Raw genomic sequence first — 16,645 nt, forward strand, 5'->3', positions numbered from 1 at the left:
TTTGTTATAGATCATAGTGAGTACAGGGAGAGCGGTGATGCCATTATTATTTCAACCCATTCAATTTGGGGATCTAAACTTAACAAATAAAATCGTGATTGCACCGATGTGCCAATACTCAGCCAATGATGCGGGTGAGCTGAGCTATTGGCATGAGCAACAATGGGCCAATTATGCATTGTCAGGTGCGGGCTTATGTATTGTTGAAGCGACAGCCGTACAAGCGGTAGGACGGATCAGTTTTGCGGATTTAGGACTGTGGAATGATTTGCAACGTGCACAAATGAAGGCCTTGCTTCAAAAAGTCAAAACACTTTCACCAATGCCTTTTGCCATTCAACTGGCACATGCGGGGCGTAAAGCATCGACCGATCGTCCTTGGTCGGGAAAAGGTCAAATCAAACCGAATGAACCGCATGGTTGGCAAACGGTGTCTGCCAGTGATGTCCCCTTTAAGCCCGAAGAGCACGCACCACATGCTTTGAGTGTGCAGGAGATGCAAGACATCATTGATGACTTTGCTAGCGCCGCTGTACGTGCAGTAGATGCAGGTTTTGAGCTGATTGAGCTACATGCAGCCCATGGTTATTTGTTGCATCAGTTCATGTCACCCCTTTCGAACCGACGTACCGATGAATATGGTGGAAGTTTTGAAAATCGTATTCGATTTACCTTAGAAGTCTTCCAAGCCATTAAACAAGCTGTTCCTGAAAACTATCCTGTTGGTATACGTTTATCTGCGACCGATTGGATGGAGTCGACCGCAACAGAAAGTTGGGATATTGATTCAACAGTGGGGCTATCGAAAGCGTTGGAGCAACTCGGTGCGGCTTATATTCATGTTTCAAGTGGTGGCTTGCATGTGGAACAAGACATTCAGATTAAGGCCAAGTATCAAGTGCCTTTTGCCCATGCAGTGAAACAAGCGGTGAAAATTCCAGTCATTGCGGTGGGCTTGATTACAGAAGCTAAGCAGGCTGAACATATTTTAGAAGCGCAAGAAGCCGATGCAATTGGTCTGGCGCGCGCCATGTTGTATGACCCACGATGGCCGTGGCATGCCGCTGCAGAACTGGGTGGAAAAGTCTCTATTGCACCGCAGTATTTACGGTGTCAGCCACACGGGATCAAAGATTTGTTTTCTGCATTCTAATCGCATAAGCATTTGGCTTTGCCATTGGTCTTTTAAAATATTTCAACTGAGTAAAGGTGTATTCTAGGATAGGTCTTTACTTACATCATCTGGAAAAGGAACAACTTGAATGATTTTTTCGGTAATTTTTCCAGTTTTTTTCCTGCTCTTTTTCGGTTTTGCCTCTGTCAAAATCCAGTTGCTCGCTAAAGAGCAAATGACTGCAATCAGTGCTTTTGTCATCAAAATTGCGTTACCTGCTTTATTGTTGCACGCCTTAGCTTCAAAAGATTTGCATGAAATTTGGTATCCCTCTTATTTTTATGTTTATGCAGCTGTGACCTTTGGCTTATTTATTACGGCTTTTATTTTAGGTCAAAAGCTGTTTAAAAATCACTTTACCCATGCTGCAGTGTTTTCACTGGGTGCATCCATGTCCAATACGGGGTTATTGGGAGCAGCAATTTTGACACTTCTGATGGGAAGCGAAGCGATGATTTACATTTCATTGGTGGTGATCATTGAAAGTGTATTTCTTGTACCGCTGATGCTCACTCTGGCAGAAATAGGGCGACAAAGGCAAGCCAATTTAGCCTCCATTTTAAAAACTACATTTCTCACGCTACTCAAAAATCCACTGTTCTTGTCGGTAATGCTTGGCATGAGTTGTGCGATTTTCGAACTTCAAATTCCACATTTAATCGACCAAGTATTTGCGATGCTAGGTCAGACTGCTGCACCTTTAGCGCTCTTTATTATTGGTGGGGGAATGGTGGGGCTCACTATTCAGTCTTTTAACCTGCAAACGGTTTATCTGGTGGTGTCTAAAAATATTTGTATGCCACTCTTGGTTTATTTAGGGCTGACCTATTTGACTGAATTGGACCCAAAGATGATTTATGCAGGGACCTTGATTGCGGCTTTACCAATGCCGTCTCTATTTGGAATTTTTGGGCAAGTGTATGGATTGAATGAAAAAGCACTCACTCCATTGATGATCAGCACGTTATTGAGTTTTGTGGTGGTCAGTGTCTTGATTGGTCTTTGGTGGTAAAAAAATACTCTCGCTTGAGAGTATTTTTTGGAAGAAGAGATTTATTTTTTGACCGCAGCTGTTGCAGCAGGGGCTTTAGCTTGATCGGCAATCATTTTATCAACCATCGCCAAAGATTCTTTGGCTTGCGGTACATTTTGTTTAGCTAAAGCGGTGAAAATTTTCTTCGCTTCAGGCAAGTTCTGCGGAATGATATTGCCATTGGCAAACATATTGCCTACGGCCATCAGGGCAGGAATGTAACCTTTTTTGGCTAAGTCTTGAATGCTGTTGAGACCTTTTTGAATGGGTGCTTCTTGTTTGTTTTTAAAGCCTGTGCTGATGTCATACAGGGCTTGTGCATGAATGGCTTGATAGTTGCCTTTTTTCACCAAAGGCTCAAGTTTCTTAAGGGCTAACTTTTCAGACTCTGGTTTATTTTCGGAAAATAACAGCACGGCATATTCAACGGTTGCATCATCAAAGCCTAATTTAGACGCGGCTTCAAAGTGTTGTTTGGCTTTGTTAATGTCTTGAGGCAAGCCTAAAGTACCAGTGACATAGTTTTTCGCAAGCACATAATGCGCAACAGGGTAGCCTTTGTTTGCAGCATCTTGATAGAGCTGAATGGCTTTCTTCTCATTCTTCGTTGTGCCTTGGCCAGTCTGAGTCAAATAAGCCAAGTTATACATGGCTTGTGAGTTGCCAGACTTTGCCAGTTTTTCTAAAGCCTGATATGCCCCCGTCATATTGTTGGCTTTGACCATTTCCTCTATCTTGGCAAATTCGGGGTTAATGGTATCTTGAGTGGTGGCTGCAAGTGCAAGCTGGCCAGTGAGTGCAATTAAGCTTGCAAGTACGATTTTCTTCATGTTTTATAAACCTTTTTCTTACACATAAGTCCATCTATGTGTGTATTTGTTTTGAGTCATTTCACATCATAAGTTGAATTGTGTGAATGTAAATATCTGAATTGTGTCTTGGTCTTACAAATTTCCGTTGATTGTGTTGATCGGTATATCTTTTTCCAATACAAACCGCGTGCTGTGCAGTGGAAACGTCTGAAACGTGTTATTGGTATTTGTAGCTGATGAGCTTCGGGATTTATTAGGATTCTGGCTTAGATTCTGTTTAAATAGCGCTGAAAATGAGTAGTGAGTTCAGCATGTTTATTAAGTCAATTAAGCGAAATTATTTAAAAGTTTTGGCCGATGAGTCGATTCCAGATGGCGAAAAAATTGATGCCTTATTGATGAAATTGGGTGGTGAGTTTTTAGTGAGCAAAGATGACCGTGTATATATCTTTGAAAAAGATGGTGTGACCGCAAAATTTGATGCTAAACATGCACGAGATTTTTCATTTAAAGACTATCTCTGCAAAGACATGAATAAACTGTTTCATGATTTTTAATGTTTAATATTCATTGTAAATGAGTGAACTATTAAATAAGGCTCTAAAAATAGTTTAAGTCCTTGGATGAGCCTTTTACCCAAGTACTGATGCTTGGTATAGAGTTCTAAAGCAATAATTTTTTTATGTTTTGTTTATACCTGAAGAACGAGTGTGAATGTCTTTACACACTGCAAAGATACTTGCAGTGGTCAGGCTAAAAGATAATATAAAATAATAGTTTGTATAGAAGAGCCTATACGTTTTTCTAGCAAAAGCGTTTGATTATGCACTCATCATTCAAGTTATATCCTATAAAAAAGAAGGTTACTTTTCACAAGATGAATCGAGACGCCTCTAAAATGATAAAAGTATTCTCAATCTTATTCATATGTTTAATTAGTTCAATGGCAGTTTTAGCGGGGCAGCCAAATCTTGTGCCTCATCAAATCAACTTGAAAGATGGGAAGCGTTTTTCTCTCAATCTTCCAGTAAATTACGACATCATTCCTGCAGCTGAGGGCTTAAAACGCGTTCGTTTTTTTAGCAAAGCACCTAACGGTAGAATGTTTGTAACGGACATGCACGATTTGACCGACAATAAAAAAGGCATCGTTTATATTTTGGATGAATGGAATGCTGAAACTGGTAAATTCGGCAAAATTATTCCTTATATGACAGGTCTGAAAAATCCAAATTCAGTTCAATTTTATACCGATTCTTCAGGGCAAGACTGGTTATATTTGGCTGAAACGCATCAGCTCACCCGACGAAAATTCACCCAAGGTGAAATAAAACCCACGGCTAAAGCTGAAGTTTTAGCGACTTTTCCTGATTATGGTTTAAGTTATAAATATGGTGGCTGGCATTTAACACGAACCATTGCAGTAGGTGGGAACGGTAAAATTTATGTTTCAGTCGGCTCAAGTTGTAATGCTTGTGCCGAGAAAGAAAAAGTTCGAGCAACAGTTTTAGAAATGAATCCCGATGGTTCGGAACAAAAGATTTTCGCCAAAGGCTTACGCAATGCCGTCGGTTTGAAATGGGTGGGTAAATTTTTATTTGCCACCAATCAAGGTGCAGACCATCTGGGTAAACACAAACCTGACGAAACTTTTTATGCACTCAAGAGTGATGCAGATTATGGTTGGCCATCTTGCTATTCGTCGAATGGTAAAATTTTTGCAGACCCAAAATTTAAACGTCCAGCAGGATGTAAAAATGTACCATCTCCTTACGCTTATTTTCCTGCGCATTCATCTGCACTAGGATTTGACTATTTTGATGATCCAAATACGGATGACACCATTAAAAATTCTTTTTTAGTGGCTTTACATGGTTCTACGGATGCCACGATTGGTCATGGTTATAAAATTGTGATTATGCGAAAAGGGCAAAAATTACAGAACTTTATGGATGGTTTTTTAGTGGGTAAAAATGTGTATGGTCGACCTGCGGATATTTACCGTATAGATGCAAATTCATTTTATTTTTCAGACGATAAGGGTGGTGTGATTTACTATGTGAGGAAGAAAGATCCCTCATCGCTCTAAGTTAAAAAAAGCCCCCAAAACTAAGAATAAGTTTTAGAGGCTCATTTATCATAACAGCATAAAATTTAAAGACTTACTGCGGTCGTGCCACATCACCATTTAAGCGTTCTGGTAAGTCTAAAACTGTCACATCCAGTTCACTCAAAGACTCAGGACGTGCCACCACCAACGCGACATAACCGCCATCAATCGCAGCGCTATTCACGACTTGAATACCTTTATTCAACTGTTCAGCTTGTGCAGGCGCACTGCCTGTACCCTGAATTAAATGCAACCATGCTTTGGGTTTGGCTTTAAACCATAAACGTGCAATCACTTCCTGACCCAAGTAACATCCTTTGTCATAGTGCACGCCTTCACGTTGGTGTAAACGAAGCTCTTGAGGTTGAAACACATGCTCAATGGCTTGGTCGATATACGCTTCACCATGAGTAATGGCTTGTACTTGCCATGCTGCAATATCGGTAGGCTCAGCAGAGAAGGTGGTACGGTCTTGCGTGAAGGTTGGAAAAACTGAACCCGTAGGTTCAAGTTTCATTTTAGAGAAAGCACCAAACTTTTTAATGTGCTTAGCAAATTCTTCCGACTGGTCTTGAGTGGTGACAATTTCAAAATGTTCAGGGTTACGTTTTGTCAGCCACAAACCAAAGTGGATACGGCCTTTCAAGTCACAAATGGCGGTATATTGCGTTGTATTTTCAGCCAAAGCTTCAACGTTGACCGTCACTTGGCCTTGTAAAAATTTGAGTGCATCTACACCAATTAAAGTGAAAGAGGAGAAAGCTAGATCGCTCATGAATTGCTCGCCTACCTTAAAATCTAATACTAAAGAATTAGGGCTATTTTCCGCTATTTTTCAGAAAAAATCATATTTAGAGTAAATATTTAAAAGTTAATGTAACTAAATATTTCAAAAACCCCTGTTTTTATATCTAAGCTTATGAAATATAAACGATTTGGGGAATGGGTTTTCGACAGTGTAGTATGCCTAGCAGACAAAGATGAATTGTCTCGTAAAGACAGTGAAGAAAAATGAAACACCAAAGGCAGGAACGCTATGAACAATAATCACCGCAAACCACTGCAAGGCACCCAGCTAGAATACTTTGATGTGCGAGAAGCCGTTGAACAGATTCAGCCAGGCGCTTATGCAAAACTTCCATACACTTCAAAAGTATTGGCTGAACAGTTAGTGCGTCGTTGTGATCCTGCCATTTTGGAGCAGTCACTAAAAGAACTGATTTTTTCAAAACAAGATCACGATTTCCCTTGGTATCCAGCGCGTGTCGTTTGTCATGACATTCTTGGACAAACGGCATTGGTAGACCTTGCTGGTTTACGTGATGCGATTGCAGACCAAGGCGGTGACCCATCGAAAGTGAATCCTGTGGTGCCGACTCAGTTGATTGTCGATCACTCTTTAGCTGTGGAATTCGGTGGTTTTGATCCAGAGGCGTTTGAGAAAAACCGTGCTATTGAAGACCGTCGTAATGAAGACCGTTTCCACTTCATTGAATGGACCAAGACCGCTTTTGAAAATGTTGATGTGATTCCTGCGGGGAATGGCATCATGCACCAAATCAACTTGGAGAAAATGTCTCCAGTGGTACAAAGTCGTGAAGGCGTAGCATTCCCAGATACTTGCGTCGGTACAGACTCACATACGCCGCATACCGATGCGCTCGGTGTGATCTCAATTGGTGTGGGTGGTTTAGAAGCTGAAAATGTAATGCTCGGTCGTGCTTCTTGGATGCGTCTTCCAGACATTATCGGGGTTGAATTTGTTGGACAACGTCAAGCGGGGATCACTGCAACCGATATCGTTTTAGCATTGACTGAATTCTTACGTAAAGAACGTGTAGTCGGTGCGTACCTTGAGTTCTTCGGTGAAGGTGCGGACAGCATGTCTGTGGGGGATCGTGCCACGATTTCCAATATGACACCTGAATATGGCGCAACTGCGGCAATGTTCTATATTGACCAAAACACGATTGATTATTTAACCCTGACAGGTCGTGAAGCCGAGCAAGTTGTACTGGTTGAAAATTATGCCAAAGAAATTGGTCTTTGGGCATCAGATATGAAACAAGCGGAATATCCACGTGTACTTCGCTTCGATCTTGCAACAGTAACACGTAATATTGCAGGCCCATCAAACCCACATGCTCGTGTTTCTACGGCTGATTTAAAAGAAAAAGGCATTGCAGGTGTTGTTGAAAATCGTACCGATGGTTTAATGCCTGATGGTGCTGTGATTATTGCTGCAATTACTTCTTGTACCAATACATCAAACCCACGTAACACAGTTGCAGCAGGTTTATTGGCACGTAAAGCCAATGAATTGGGCTTAACCCGTAAACCGTGGGTGAAATCGTCTTTTGCACCGGGTTCGAAAGCAGCTGCGCTTTATCTTGAAGAAGCAGGCGTATTGGATGACTTGGAAAAACTCGGTTTTGGCATTGTCGCGTATGCATGCACCACCTGTAACGGTATGTCAGGTGCTTTAGATCCTAAACTACAACAAGAAATTATTGACCGTGACTTGTATGCAACTGCAGTACTTTCAGGTAACCGTAACTTTGATGGTCGTATCCATCCTTATGCAAAACAAGCGTTCTTGGCTTCTCCTCCGCTGGTTGTTGCGTATGCGATTGCAGGAACCATTCGTTTTGACATTGAAAAAGATGCATTAGGAAACGACAAAGAGGGTCATCCAATTTACCTGAAAGACATTTGGCCATCAGATGAAGAAATCGATGCTTTGGTCAAACAAGCGGTGAAACCAGAACAGTTCCGTAAAGTGTATATTCCAATGTTTGATTTGGGTGTCACTGAGAAAGCGGCAAGTCCATTATATGATTGGCGTCCACAAAGTACCTATATCCGCCGTCCGCCATATTGGGAAGGGGCTTTGGCTGCGCCACGTACACTGGCAAATATGCGTCCGCTTGCAATCTTGCCCGATAATATTACGACGGATCATTTGTCTCCATCGAATGCAATTATGATGGATTCGGCAGCAGGTGAGTACCTACACAAAATGGGTGTACCTGAGGAAGACTTTAACTCCTATGCAACGCACCGTGGTGATCACTTGACTGCACAACGTGCAACGTTTGCGAATCCGAAATTGTTTAATGAAATGGTGGTTCGTGCGGACGGTACGATTAAGCAAGGTTCGAAAGCACGTGTTGAACCTGAAGGCGAAGTGATGCGTATGTGGGAAGCGATTGAAACTTATATGAACCGTAAGCAACCGTTGATCATTATTGCAGGGAAAGACTATGGTCAGGGTTCTAGCCGTGACTGGGCTGCAAAAGGTGTACGTCTTGCAGGTGTTGAAGCGATTGTGGCAGAAGGTTTTGAGCGTATTCACCGTACTAACTTAGTCGGTATGGGCGTGTTACCGCTTGAGTTTAAATCGGGTGTTGACCGTAAAACCTTGAAGCTAGATGGTACTGAGCTGTATAGCGTGATTGGTAATATTGCGCCACGTTCGACGTTAACTTTAGTGATTGAGCGTGCGACGGAAGATGGTAAGAGTGAAATCGTTGAAGTGCCTGTCACATGTCGTCTAGATACTGAAGAAGAAGTGTCTGTATATGAAGCGGGTGGTGTATTACAACGTTTTGCGCAGGACTTTTTAGAAAGTCAGTCAGATAAAGAGCAATTAAGAGCTTAATTAAAATTATTTGAAATACCCTTGCTATTTAGAAGCAGGGGTATTTTCTATGGTTAGAAAACTTTTTAGATTCTCATAACGATGGTATTGCAGTATTAATAAAGGGATACCACTAAGTAAATGAAATTTTTCATTTTGTATTAACTGGTATTCAAGTAAATCCTTTTGAGTGATATCTGTATTATTACTTGGATAAATAAGTTGGTTATTTAATAAATTATTGGCCTTTAATATAGTATTTAGAATTACTATCTTCATTGTGGTCTGACAGTCCATTCTATCAATTTCTGGAAACTGGCTTGAAACGTGACTTTTGTATCGAGAAAGCCCATTTATTGGTAGAGGGCAGGTTTCTTGAAAAAAATTAAATTTTGCTTTTGTAATTTTATAGCAATGTCTAAAAACCTCTATCATTGGATAGTTAATGAATAATTTTCCATTTTCATTTTCATTATCGAAGAAACTACATAAGGTTTGTATTTTTTCTTTAGAAAAATTAGTGGCATGTGGATCGAAGTCAAATAGTAAATAAATTTCAGAAACATTTTCTCTAGCTAACCCATTTAAAATAGAAGGGCCAAACTTCATATCTTTTTGCAATAGAATTGGCAACAAATCAAAATCTAATTCATTTGAAATATATTCTTCAATCTCTTTATATAATCCATAAATTGTTGTGCTATAAATTATATGCCTCCCATTAGGTAAAATTTTGAAATTATTATTGTCATTGAATGTTTGAATCAGTTGGTTCGTAACAGACACTTCTTTTTGACCTTCAACTAAGTATAGAATTATGTCTGTACTCATTCAAAACTTCCTGCTCGATACATCTTTTCAAGGTTGTGTGCCAATCTGATATCTTTACTTGTGCTGTTATGTAATGACGTTATTCCTGACTCTGAAATTTTAAAGCCACAGTCAGGTCTTATCAGATCATTATCTAAAAGCGTGGTATTGTGTGTAGTTAAAACTACTTGGCTACTAACTTCTTTTAGTCTTTTTACTATTTGGCGTGAAAGTTTGAAGTGATAAGACGAGTCAAATTCATCGATGAATAAGAAACTAATTTTCCCATCTCTAATTTCTTGCCACCAAAAATAAAATAGAGCCAAGCTTTTTGTACCTGTTGAGCCAATTGATGAGATAGGAATTATTTTATTTTTAAACTTAAATCCTATGGTAGGCTCACTATCACTGAAAGTTTCTGCTAATTCGCATTGAATTTCACAATCATTCAAAAATACTTCAAAGTCCTTAAGGTTTCCTTTCTTTAAAATATCTCTATAAATATGATCTGATCCGTTTTTATAGCCAATATAGCTGAATGAGTCGAAAAGAGTTCGGAACATTAACATGCCATTTATAAACTCTATAAACTGAGAAAAAGCTTTATTTTGAGTGTTTCTTCTATCTAATTGACTGTTATTAAAAATATATTTAACAGCAGATATTTTGTTATCTTTATCAAGGGTTTTATTAAGATTTTCTGTTCCTTTTAGATTGCATGTAAATTGTGACCCAATTTTTGAGCTGATATATTCAATATTATCAATTTTTAAATTTTCAGAAATTAATATAGCATCGCTATTTTTTTTATAAGAATAGTGGATAACTGAATTTTCAAATAAAAATTCATATTCAAATGTAGCAAATTCAATATCAGAGTTTGCATTTAAGTAATTATTTTTGGGTAGAGCATTACAGTTATTATCAGTAATGTGAGATACAATATCGAAGATTGCCCAAGCAAAATTAGTTTTCCCTGTACCATTTTTACCATAAATCAAAGCGGTTTTTACATAATTTTTTTTAATACATTCTTGATTAAATTCGTAATTCGCAGCTTTCCAATCAAGAGTAATTGGTTTTTCGAATCGTCTAAAATTATGTACAGTAAATTTAGTAAGCATTGTTGCCAACCATAAATTTTATAGGAACTAGATATTGTAATGTAGCATTACTTTGCCGTAAAAAAAATACGGCATATCAAAATAGTACAAATCGTAAGAAATCTTTGAGTAAAATTGAATCTTTTAGATGGACTTTCGCCCAAATGCCTTGGCCATCAATTTAACAACAAGATTGCCTAAGCGGCACACTGCAAACAGTTATCCACTGTTTTGAATCAAGCCCTGTCATTAGATAGGGCTTTTTATTTGTTGGAAGAAGTGTTTTGGATAAGCTAAAAATGGATGCCATGACTCAAACGCATCTCAGCTTAAACGAATGCACTTATGATTCAACGCTCTAAAGACAACAATATAAGCTACTGACAGCACTTTCATGACTAAATTTTATTTAGCTTAGCTATTTTTGAAATACATCATTTCTTACATTTATGACGTCATCATTTGTCAAAATGATCAATAGACATTCATCATAAAATGCATATACTAGTAAGACCATTTTCTAAACACATGGAGAACAAAAATGGTTACTGCTGGCGAAAAACCTGGAACAGGCTTCTATTTTTGTGTTCAATGCGGACACCGCGTCTACTTAGAAATTGGTACAGATCGTTTACCCCCGTGTACCAAATGCCAAGGCAATCAATTTAACAATAAGAATGCCTAAGCCAAAGATTTAACAGTTACCCACTGTTTAAAAGAAAAGCCCTATCACCCGATAGGGCTTTTTGCTAAGTTATAAAAAAGATAAAAACATCCCAACTTAGGCGATATAGGAAAAGTACATGGAAACCATATTAGGACTTTGTATCGGTATTGGCTTAAGTGCGGCCTGTGGCTTTCGTGTCTTTGTCCCACTCTTGGTCATGAGCCTTGCATCTATTCTGGGATGGTTCGAACCCATGCAAGGTTTTGAATGGTTAACCATGCCATCGGTGTGTATCGCCTTAGCTATTGCCACTGTTTGTGAAATCACAGCCTATTACATACCATGGGTCGACAATGCTTTAGACACCATTGCAACGCCAGCCGCAATGGTCGCAGGAACACTCACTACTATGGCGGTTAGCAGTGGGGAAATGTCGCAGTTTGCCAGTTGGGCTGCGGCAATTATTGTGGGTGGCGGTACAGCAGGCGCTGTGCAAATGAGTACCGTTGCTGTTCGAGGCGTTTCAACCGCGACGACAGGCGGGATTGCCAACCCATTGGTGTCTACAGTGGAATGGATCGGAGCCGTTTTACTATCCGTACTTTCACTACTAGTTCCTATCTTGGTGGTGATCGTAGTTATCATTTTGGCGATTTGGGCCGTACGTTGGTTTAAACGTAAAAAACAACAAAGTATCAGCACACCTTTATAGTTTCAGTCGTTTTCTTATGGTATTGCTGGGCCTCTAAATTTAAAGATAGCATGGCTAATTTTTCCCTTATGCGGACATCAATTCTTTTAACTTGATATGACTTAGAGCTCAGTTTCACTTTTAAAAAAAGTGATTGATTTTTATACGAAATCCGTTTAATTTTATAAATACATACTTTTTGTATGGGTTTGTTTGTAGTTGAACTTTATAAAAATTATTCGGGGAACTGTAAATGATAAAATTTATTGTAAATGAACAGCCTAGTGAAAAAGGCATCCATCATATTCATAATGCATCCTTAGGCTGTGCAGACTTACCCAGCTCGGAGGATCAAATTCTGATTGGTTATTTTGCCAATTACGAGCTGGCTTATAAGCGGGCAAGAATGAACTGGCCCAGAGAAAAAGTCGAAGGTTGTGACAAGTGTTGTTTCAAATAATCAAAATCAAAAAAGCTCTGCAATTTATGCAGAGCTTTTCATTGTTGGATATGGAGGTTCTATTTTTTAAGCATTACAACATTAATGGATTTCAATTCGGGTCGCGACCTTAATTTTTCGACACTCACGGTCAGCTTCGACTAAAGCGTGAATTTTAAAGTCAGAAAATCGAACCACTCTGTTTTGCATGGCAAACTGTTCAGGTGTTTTAATTTCTAAGCACTGAAAGGGACGCAGGTTTTTTAGGATGTGCTTTTGTTTTTCCGTCATGTTCTGTGTCGATAAGTACACATAGCCTTTGGTGGTTTTTAATAACACTTCATTTGGCTGTGCTTCGGTTGAGCTAGTGACTTTAACGATATGTGTTTTTAACACTTTGCATGCACTCAGAGAAAGCGCAAGGCACAGCATCAGCAGGGCAGTTTTAGTTTGTATGATGAAACGTATTTGAATGGTCTTTCGTCACTTTAGCCGAAAGTTTTCAACGGCAGCAATCAAAATATGACACTGATACAGTCATCTGTTTTTAATTGTAGAGCATCCTATAAATAGGCTTCTGATAAATGCTAATCTGTAGTACAGATGCCAAAAATGAAGCATTCATTAGCGTGCGCTTTTACCTACTTTATTTAAAAAATTAACAAAACTATGAAAAATCAGTGCATTCTCACTTCTCTAATGTACGCTGCAATGTTGGGTATATCCGCCAATCTCTGTGCTGAAAACTTAAGTACTGAGAACATTCAGCGACAAAAAGCCACCAGCAAATACCAAGCTTACCTTCCTGCAGAATATACGGTGTTTGAGGTCGTGCAAGGGGACTTAAACAAAGATGGCTTAAAAGATGTAGTTTTAATCGTCAAAGGTATAGATCCGAAACAGTGGGTCACCGATGAATACCGCGGAAAACTAGATCGCAACCGCCGTGGTGTGATTGTGCTGTTGAATGCAAAAGGGCAGTACAAAAAAGTCGTTCAGAACCTGTCACTGTTTTCTTCAGAAAATGAAGATGGCGGTGTGTACTTTGCGCCTGAGTTGGTGCCCTCTATCGAAAAAGGCCTGTTAAAACTGCATCATGCACATGGCCGTTATGGATATTGGGCCTATCAGTTCCGTTTAGAGGGGCGTGATATGCGTCTGATTGGCTATGACAGCTCCGATAATTTCGGCCCTTATGTGAACAGCGAAACCAGTGTCAATTTTCTCACCGCTAAGAAGCTGGTCAGAGAAAATCTCAATAAAGACCCGGATAGTGACCCTAAATTTAAAGAAACATGGAGCAAAGTGAATGTTGCTCCAATGTATTTGAGCAAAATTCAGGACATCGACGATCTGAGTTTTGAATAGTCTTGGCTTAGTTTTTGCTAACTTATATTTCAAAATACACTTTTATGAGTGACTTGAGTCTGATGCATCAGTCACATGACTACTTGATCATGTATAGGGGGGAAAGAGATGGAAAATAAAGAACTACTCTTGAGTGTTGAAGAGAAACCTAAGCTGAGTACGGCTGCTCATTTGATGGCAGGCTGGCCTTTGTTTTTAGTGATGATTGGTGGTGCAATCGGTGGAGCCTTAGCTGTGGTTGCGTATGTAATTAACCGAAAAATCTATCTGTCTCAGCTCAGCAATATGCAGAAGGTTTTAGCTAATTTACTCTGTGGTATGTCCGCGATTAGCTTATGGTGGTTTATTGCAACGTGGCTGCAAGGCTATATGGGGACTTAAGCGTTCTGAAATGATGGTGTAAAAAATGATAGAAGTTCATTTTTATGCGATGAAATAGATGATTCAACTGTCGTTATGAATATTTTTATCAAGTCTGGTTTTATTTATGGAAATATTTTTCATCATCGCTTGAAATTAGCTAATCTTCGGAAATTCATCCCGCACCAATTTGCTTAATATAGCGTTTAAGGGCACAGGAATCGAAAAGAGTAGTTTGCGACTCGTTATCTATCAGATCAGCGTCGTACTTACCCACAAGGTCTCGATTCAGCTTAGGACGCTATAGATTATCCATTTATAGGCAAAAGTTTAGAACTTACCCAGTTTTAACCGTTGAAGTTATCTCCTGATCCCTAGAAACCACATGATAAAAACAACACGATAAAAGACACGTCCATTCAAATATTTTCTTCCATTTTAAACGTCTATATTGCCCCGAATTTATCCAAATATTTGCTCTAACTGTGACCAAACAAATTGGCGCTTTGGTTTGCGAAAACGGCTTTAAAAAAATTGCGATTTGATAACATTGGAACGCTTTGAGTTCTGCTATAACCATTAAAAGTCTGATAAAAATATGGAACAACAATGAAAATATATGTCACCAGTATCATGGTCGATAGCCAAGAAAAAGCCTGTCAGTTTTATACAGAAAAACTCGGTTTTAAAATCAAACATGATGTACCTGTGGGGGAGTATCGTTGGCTGACCTTGGTTTCACCCGAAAGTCCAGAGGGTGTTGAACTGCTACTGGAGCCTGATGCACATCCCGCGGCACAGCCGTTTAAGGCCGCAATTAAAGCAGATCTAATTCCCTATACTTCTTTTCAAGTAGATGACCTTGATGCGGAATATGAGCGACTCAAAAACTTAGGGGTGCGCTTTACTAGTGAACCGATGCGGGCCGGAAAAGTCAAAGTTGCAGTCTTTGATGATACCTGCGGGAATCTCATTCAGCTGATGCAGGTCTGTGCAGGAAGTTGAATTTCTCATCTGTGATGCAGCAAAGAAATAAAATCCTGAGAAAAGCGCTTTTATGTGAGAAAAAAATCATAAATACGCTGCATTTGGGAAAATATTTTTTAGATAACCTGAAAGCCAAGATTTTTTTCCAAAAATAGCTAAAAAGACTTTATCTTCGGGAAACAATCCCGCCCTTGGATTGTTAAATTATATCTCAAGGGTGTGACGGGATCGAAAAGAGTAGCATGCTACCAGTGGCGCAAAACGCGTGAGTAGTACTTACCCAAAAGGTCTTGATTCGGCTTAGGACGCTATAAATCAAAAGTTTATAGGCTATAAGATCATCACTTACAAAGTTATGATAGTTGAAGTAAACAACATGTTTTCCCAGACACCCTAAAAAATTTGAACTCGAATAAAATATAAATCAAAAAAATAAATTTTAATATTTCCCGCGAAAACCGAAAAATCCTGCTGTTGTAGTTTCACTTACATCATTTTATTTTAAACTTTCAATCGAATTAGCCTTGCTAAAAAGCTGGCTTTATATAGGGTGATGGACGCCTAAGATTAATGCTTTTTTCTATATTTTTTGAATGATTGACAGCTGAAACACAGCTTGCTATTTTTCGCGCTCGCTTTTGTATGCTGTTATTCCCATGGCTCTAAATGACAACTTTATTTATGCACCGCCCCAAGAAGACTTGGTGATCGTTTATGAAGACGATGATTTGGTGGTGATTGAAAAGCCTGCGGGCTTGTTGTCGGTGCCGGGGCGTTTACCAGAACACCAAGACAGTGCCTATTTAAGGGTTTTAGCGCAGTACCCACATGCCAAAATTACCCATCGTTTAGATATGGCGACCTCAGGGATTTTAATGTTTGCCAAACACCGCGATGCTGAAGTTGCCGTCAGCAAAATGTTCCAAGCCCGCACGGTGGATAAACACTATATTGCTTTAGTTCAAGGCCAGTTGGATGCTGAAGGCAGTGTTGAAGTACCGCTGATTACTGACTGGGAAAATCGACCACGGCAGATTGTGCATTTTGAACTGGGTAAGCCTGCAAAAACACTTTATCAAGCTCTTAGCTATGATACTGAGACCGATATTACGCGAGTTTTACTGACCCCGATTACGGGGCGTTCGCATCAGCTCCGTGTGCATATGCAATATATTGGACATCCAATTACAGGGGATAAGTTGTATCACCCTGAGCCGACACGGAGTCCATTAAAACGTATGGCTTTACATGCCAGTTTTCTCGCCTTTCAGCAGCCTTTAAGTGGAAAAGCGGTCGCGATTTATGGAAGTGTGCCATTTTAACTGCATCACACTTTATTTTCATTTTGAGAAATACTTAAAATTTGGGATATCAGGCCGTTTAAAAAACCGTTAGCGTAAGTTGTATAAGTGCACTTTTATCCAGTGTGCTTATCTTTGTTGAAATTAACA

Annotated in this window: 17 protein-coding genes; 12 read left to right on the forward strand and 5 right to left on the reverse strand. The window is 39.5% G+C overall.

Annotated elements, in window-relative coordinates; translation table 11 throughout:
- Positions 1 to 37 precede the first annotated feature (37 nt).
- Together F986_RS11315 and F986_RS11320 are read left to right on the forward strand one after the other, a co-directional pair.
- A complete protein-coding gene (locus F986_RS11315; protein ID WP_004695183.1) occupies positions 38 to 1,153 on the forward strand; it encodes an NADH:flavin oxidoreductase/NADH oxidase in 1,116 nt (371 codons plus the stop codon).
- 109 nt (positions 1,154 to 1,262) lie between these two features.
- A complete protein-coding gene (locus F986_RS11320; RefSeq protein WP_004695185.1) occupies positions 1,263 to 2,186 on the forward strand; it encodes an AEC family transporter in 924 nt (307 codons plus the stop codon).
- Between the two features lie 41 nt (positions 2,187 to 2,227).
- Here the strand turns inward: F986_RS11320 and F986_RS11325 are convergent, their stop codons facing one another.
- Positions 2,228 to 3,037 (reverse strand): tetratricopeptide repeat protein, encoded by an 810-nt coding sequence (locus F986_RS11325; RefSeq protein ID WP_004695187.1) that lies wholly within the window; start codon positions 3,035 to 3,037, stop codon positions 2,228 to 2,230.
- 293 nt (positions 3,038 to 3,330) lie between these two features.
- Here F986_RS11325 and F986_RS11330 point away from each other — a divergent pair, with 293 nt between their 5' ends.
- Together F986_RS11330 and F986_RS11335 are read left to right on the forward strand one after the other, a co-directional pair.
- Complete coding sequence (locus tag F986_RS11330; RefSeq protein WP_004695190.1) at positions 3,331 to 3,576, forward strand: hypothetical protein; 246 nt, start codon at positions 3,331 to 3,333, stop codon at positions 3,574 to 3,576.
- Between the two features lie 341 nt (positions 3,577 to 3,917).
- The gene (locus F986_RS11335) at positions 3,918 to 5,108 is read left to right on the forward strand and encodes a PQQ-dependent sugar dehydrogenase (RefSeq protein ID WP_004695193.1); all 1,191 of its coding nucleotides are present in this window, start codon (positions 3,918 to 3,920) and stop codon (positions 5,106 to 5,108) included.
- Positions 5,109 to 5,181: 73 nt separating this feature from the next.
- On the opposite strand, the gene ygfZ is transcribed toward F986_RS11335, so the two are convergent.
- The gene (gene ygfZ / locus F986_RS11340) at positions 5,182 to 5,904 is read right to left on the reverse strand and encodes a CAF17-like 4Fe-4S cluster assembly/insertion protein YgfZ (RefSeq protein ID WP_004695194.1); all 723 of its coding nucleotides are present in this window, start codon (positions 5,902 to 5,904) and stop codon (positions 5,182 to 5,184) included.
- Positions 5,905 to 6,165: 261 nt separating this feature from the next.
- On the opposite strand from ygfZ, the gene acnD reads away from it, so the two are divergent.
- Positions 6,166 to 8,790, forward strand: coding sequence for a Fe/S-dependent 2-methylisocitrate dehydratase AcnD (gene acnD, locus F986_RS11345; protein WP_004695196.1), 2,625 nt, complete (start codon positions 6,166 to 6,168; stop codon positions 8,788 to 8,790).
- Between the two features lie 24 nt (positions 8,791 to 8,814).
- Here acnD and F986_RS11350 read toward each other — a convergent pair whose 3' ends face one another.
- Positions 8,815 to 9,600 (reverse strand): hypothetical protein, encoded by a 786-nt coding sequence (locus F986_RS11350; RefSeq protein WP_004695198.1) that lies wholly within the window; start codon positions 9,598 to 9,600, stop codon positions 8,815 to 8,817.
- Positions 9,597 to 10,703 (reverse strand): AAA family ATPase, encoded by a 1,107-nt coding sequence (locus F986_RS11355; RefSeq protein WP_004695200.1) that lies wholly within the window; start codon positions 10,701 to 10,703, stop codon positions 9,597 to 9,599. Before F986_RS11355 ends, F986_RS11350 begins: the two co-directional genes overlap by 4 nt.
- Before the next feature lie 520 nt (positions 10,704 to 11,223).
- On the opposite strand from F986_RS11355, the gene F986_RS17950 reads away from it, so the two are divergent.
- The 3 genes from F986_RS17950 (at position 11,224) to F986_RS11365 (ending at position 12,500) form a co-directional block, all read left to right on the forward strand.
- Entirely contained in the window at positions 11,224 to 11,367 is a 144-nt protein-coding gene (locus F986_RS17950) for a zinc ribbon-containing protein (protein ID WP_004695201.1), read from the forward strand.
- A gap of 118 nt (positions 11,368 to 11,485) precedes the next feature.
- Positions 11,486 to 12,061: a DUF4126 domain-containing protein gene (locus tag F986_RS11360; RefSeq protein WP_004695203.1), complete on the forward strand. Its 576-nt coding sequence runs from the start codon at positions 11,486 to 11,488 to the stop codon at positions 12,059 to 12,061.
- Positions 12,062 to 12,293: 232 nt separating this feature from the next.
- Positions 12,294 to 12,500: a hypothetical protein gene (locus F986_RS11365; RefSeq protein WP_004695205.1), complete on the forward strand. Its 207-nt coding sequence runs from the start codon at positions 12,294 to 12,296 to the stop codon at positions 12,498 to 12,500.
- A gap of 81 nt (positions 12,501 to 12,581) precedes the next feature.
- On the opposite strand, the gene F986_RS11370 is transcribed toward F986_RS11365, so the two are convergent.
- Positions 12,582 to 12,935, reverse strand: coding sequence for a hypothetical protein (locus F986_RS11370; protein WP_026056392.1), 354 nt, complete (start codon positions 12,933 to 12,935; stop codon positions 12,582 to 12,584).
- Positions 12,936 to 13,190: 255 nt separating this feature from the next.
- Here F986_RS11370 and F986_RS11375 point away from each other — a divergent pair, with 255 nt between their 5' ends.
- The 4 genes from F986_RS11375 to F986_RS11390 all read left to right on the forward strand — a co-directional run bounded on the left by F986_RS11375 (position 13,191) and on the right by F986_RS11390 (position 16,516).
- Positions 13,191 to 13,847, forward strand: a complete 657-nt coding sequence (locus F986_RS11375) for a hypothetical protein (RefSeq protein ID WP_017396943.1) — start codon at positions 13,191 to 13,193, stop codon at positions 13,845 to 13,847.
- Positions 13,848 to 13,955: 108 nt separating this feature from the next.
- A complete protein-coding gene (locus F986_RS11380) occupies positions 13,956 to 14,228 on the forward strand; it encodes a hypothetical protein (RefSeq protein ID WP_004695211.1) in 273 nt (90 codons plus the stop codon).
- A 588-nt stretch (positions 14,229 to 14,816) separates the two neighbouring features.
- Positions 14,817 to 15,212: a VOC family protein gene (locus tag F986_RS11385; RefSeq protein WP_004695213.1), complete on the forward strand. Its 396-nt coding sequence runs from the start codon at positions 14,817 to 14,819 to the stop codon at positions 15,210 to 15,212.
- Between the two features lie 638 nt (positions 15,213 to 15,850).
- Positions 15,851 to 16,516 (forward strand): RluA family pseudouridine synthase, encoded by a 666-nt coding sequence (locus F986_RS11390; protein ID WP_004695215.1) that lies wholly within the window; start codon positions 15,851 to 15,853, stop codon positions 16,514 to 16,516.
- Positions 16,517 to 16,645: the final 129 nt, after the last annotated feature.

Origin of the sequence: Acinetobacter johnsonii CIP 64.6 (assembly GCF_000368045.1) — a bacterium.
GTDB classification, from domain to species: domain Bacteria; phylum Pseudomonadota; class Gammaproteobacteria; order Pseudomonadales; family Moraxellaceae; genus Acinetobacter; species Acinetobacter johnsonii.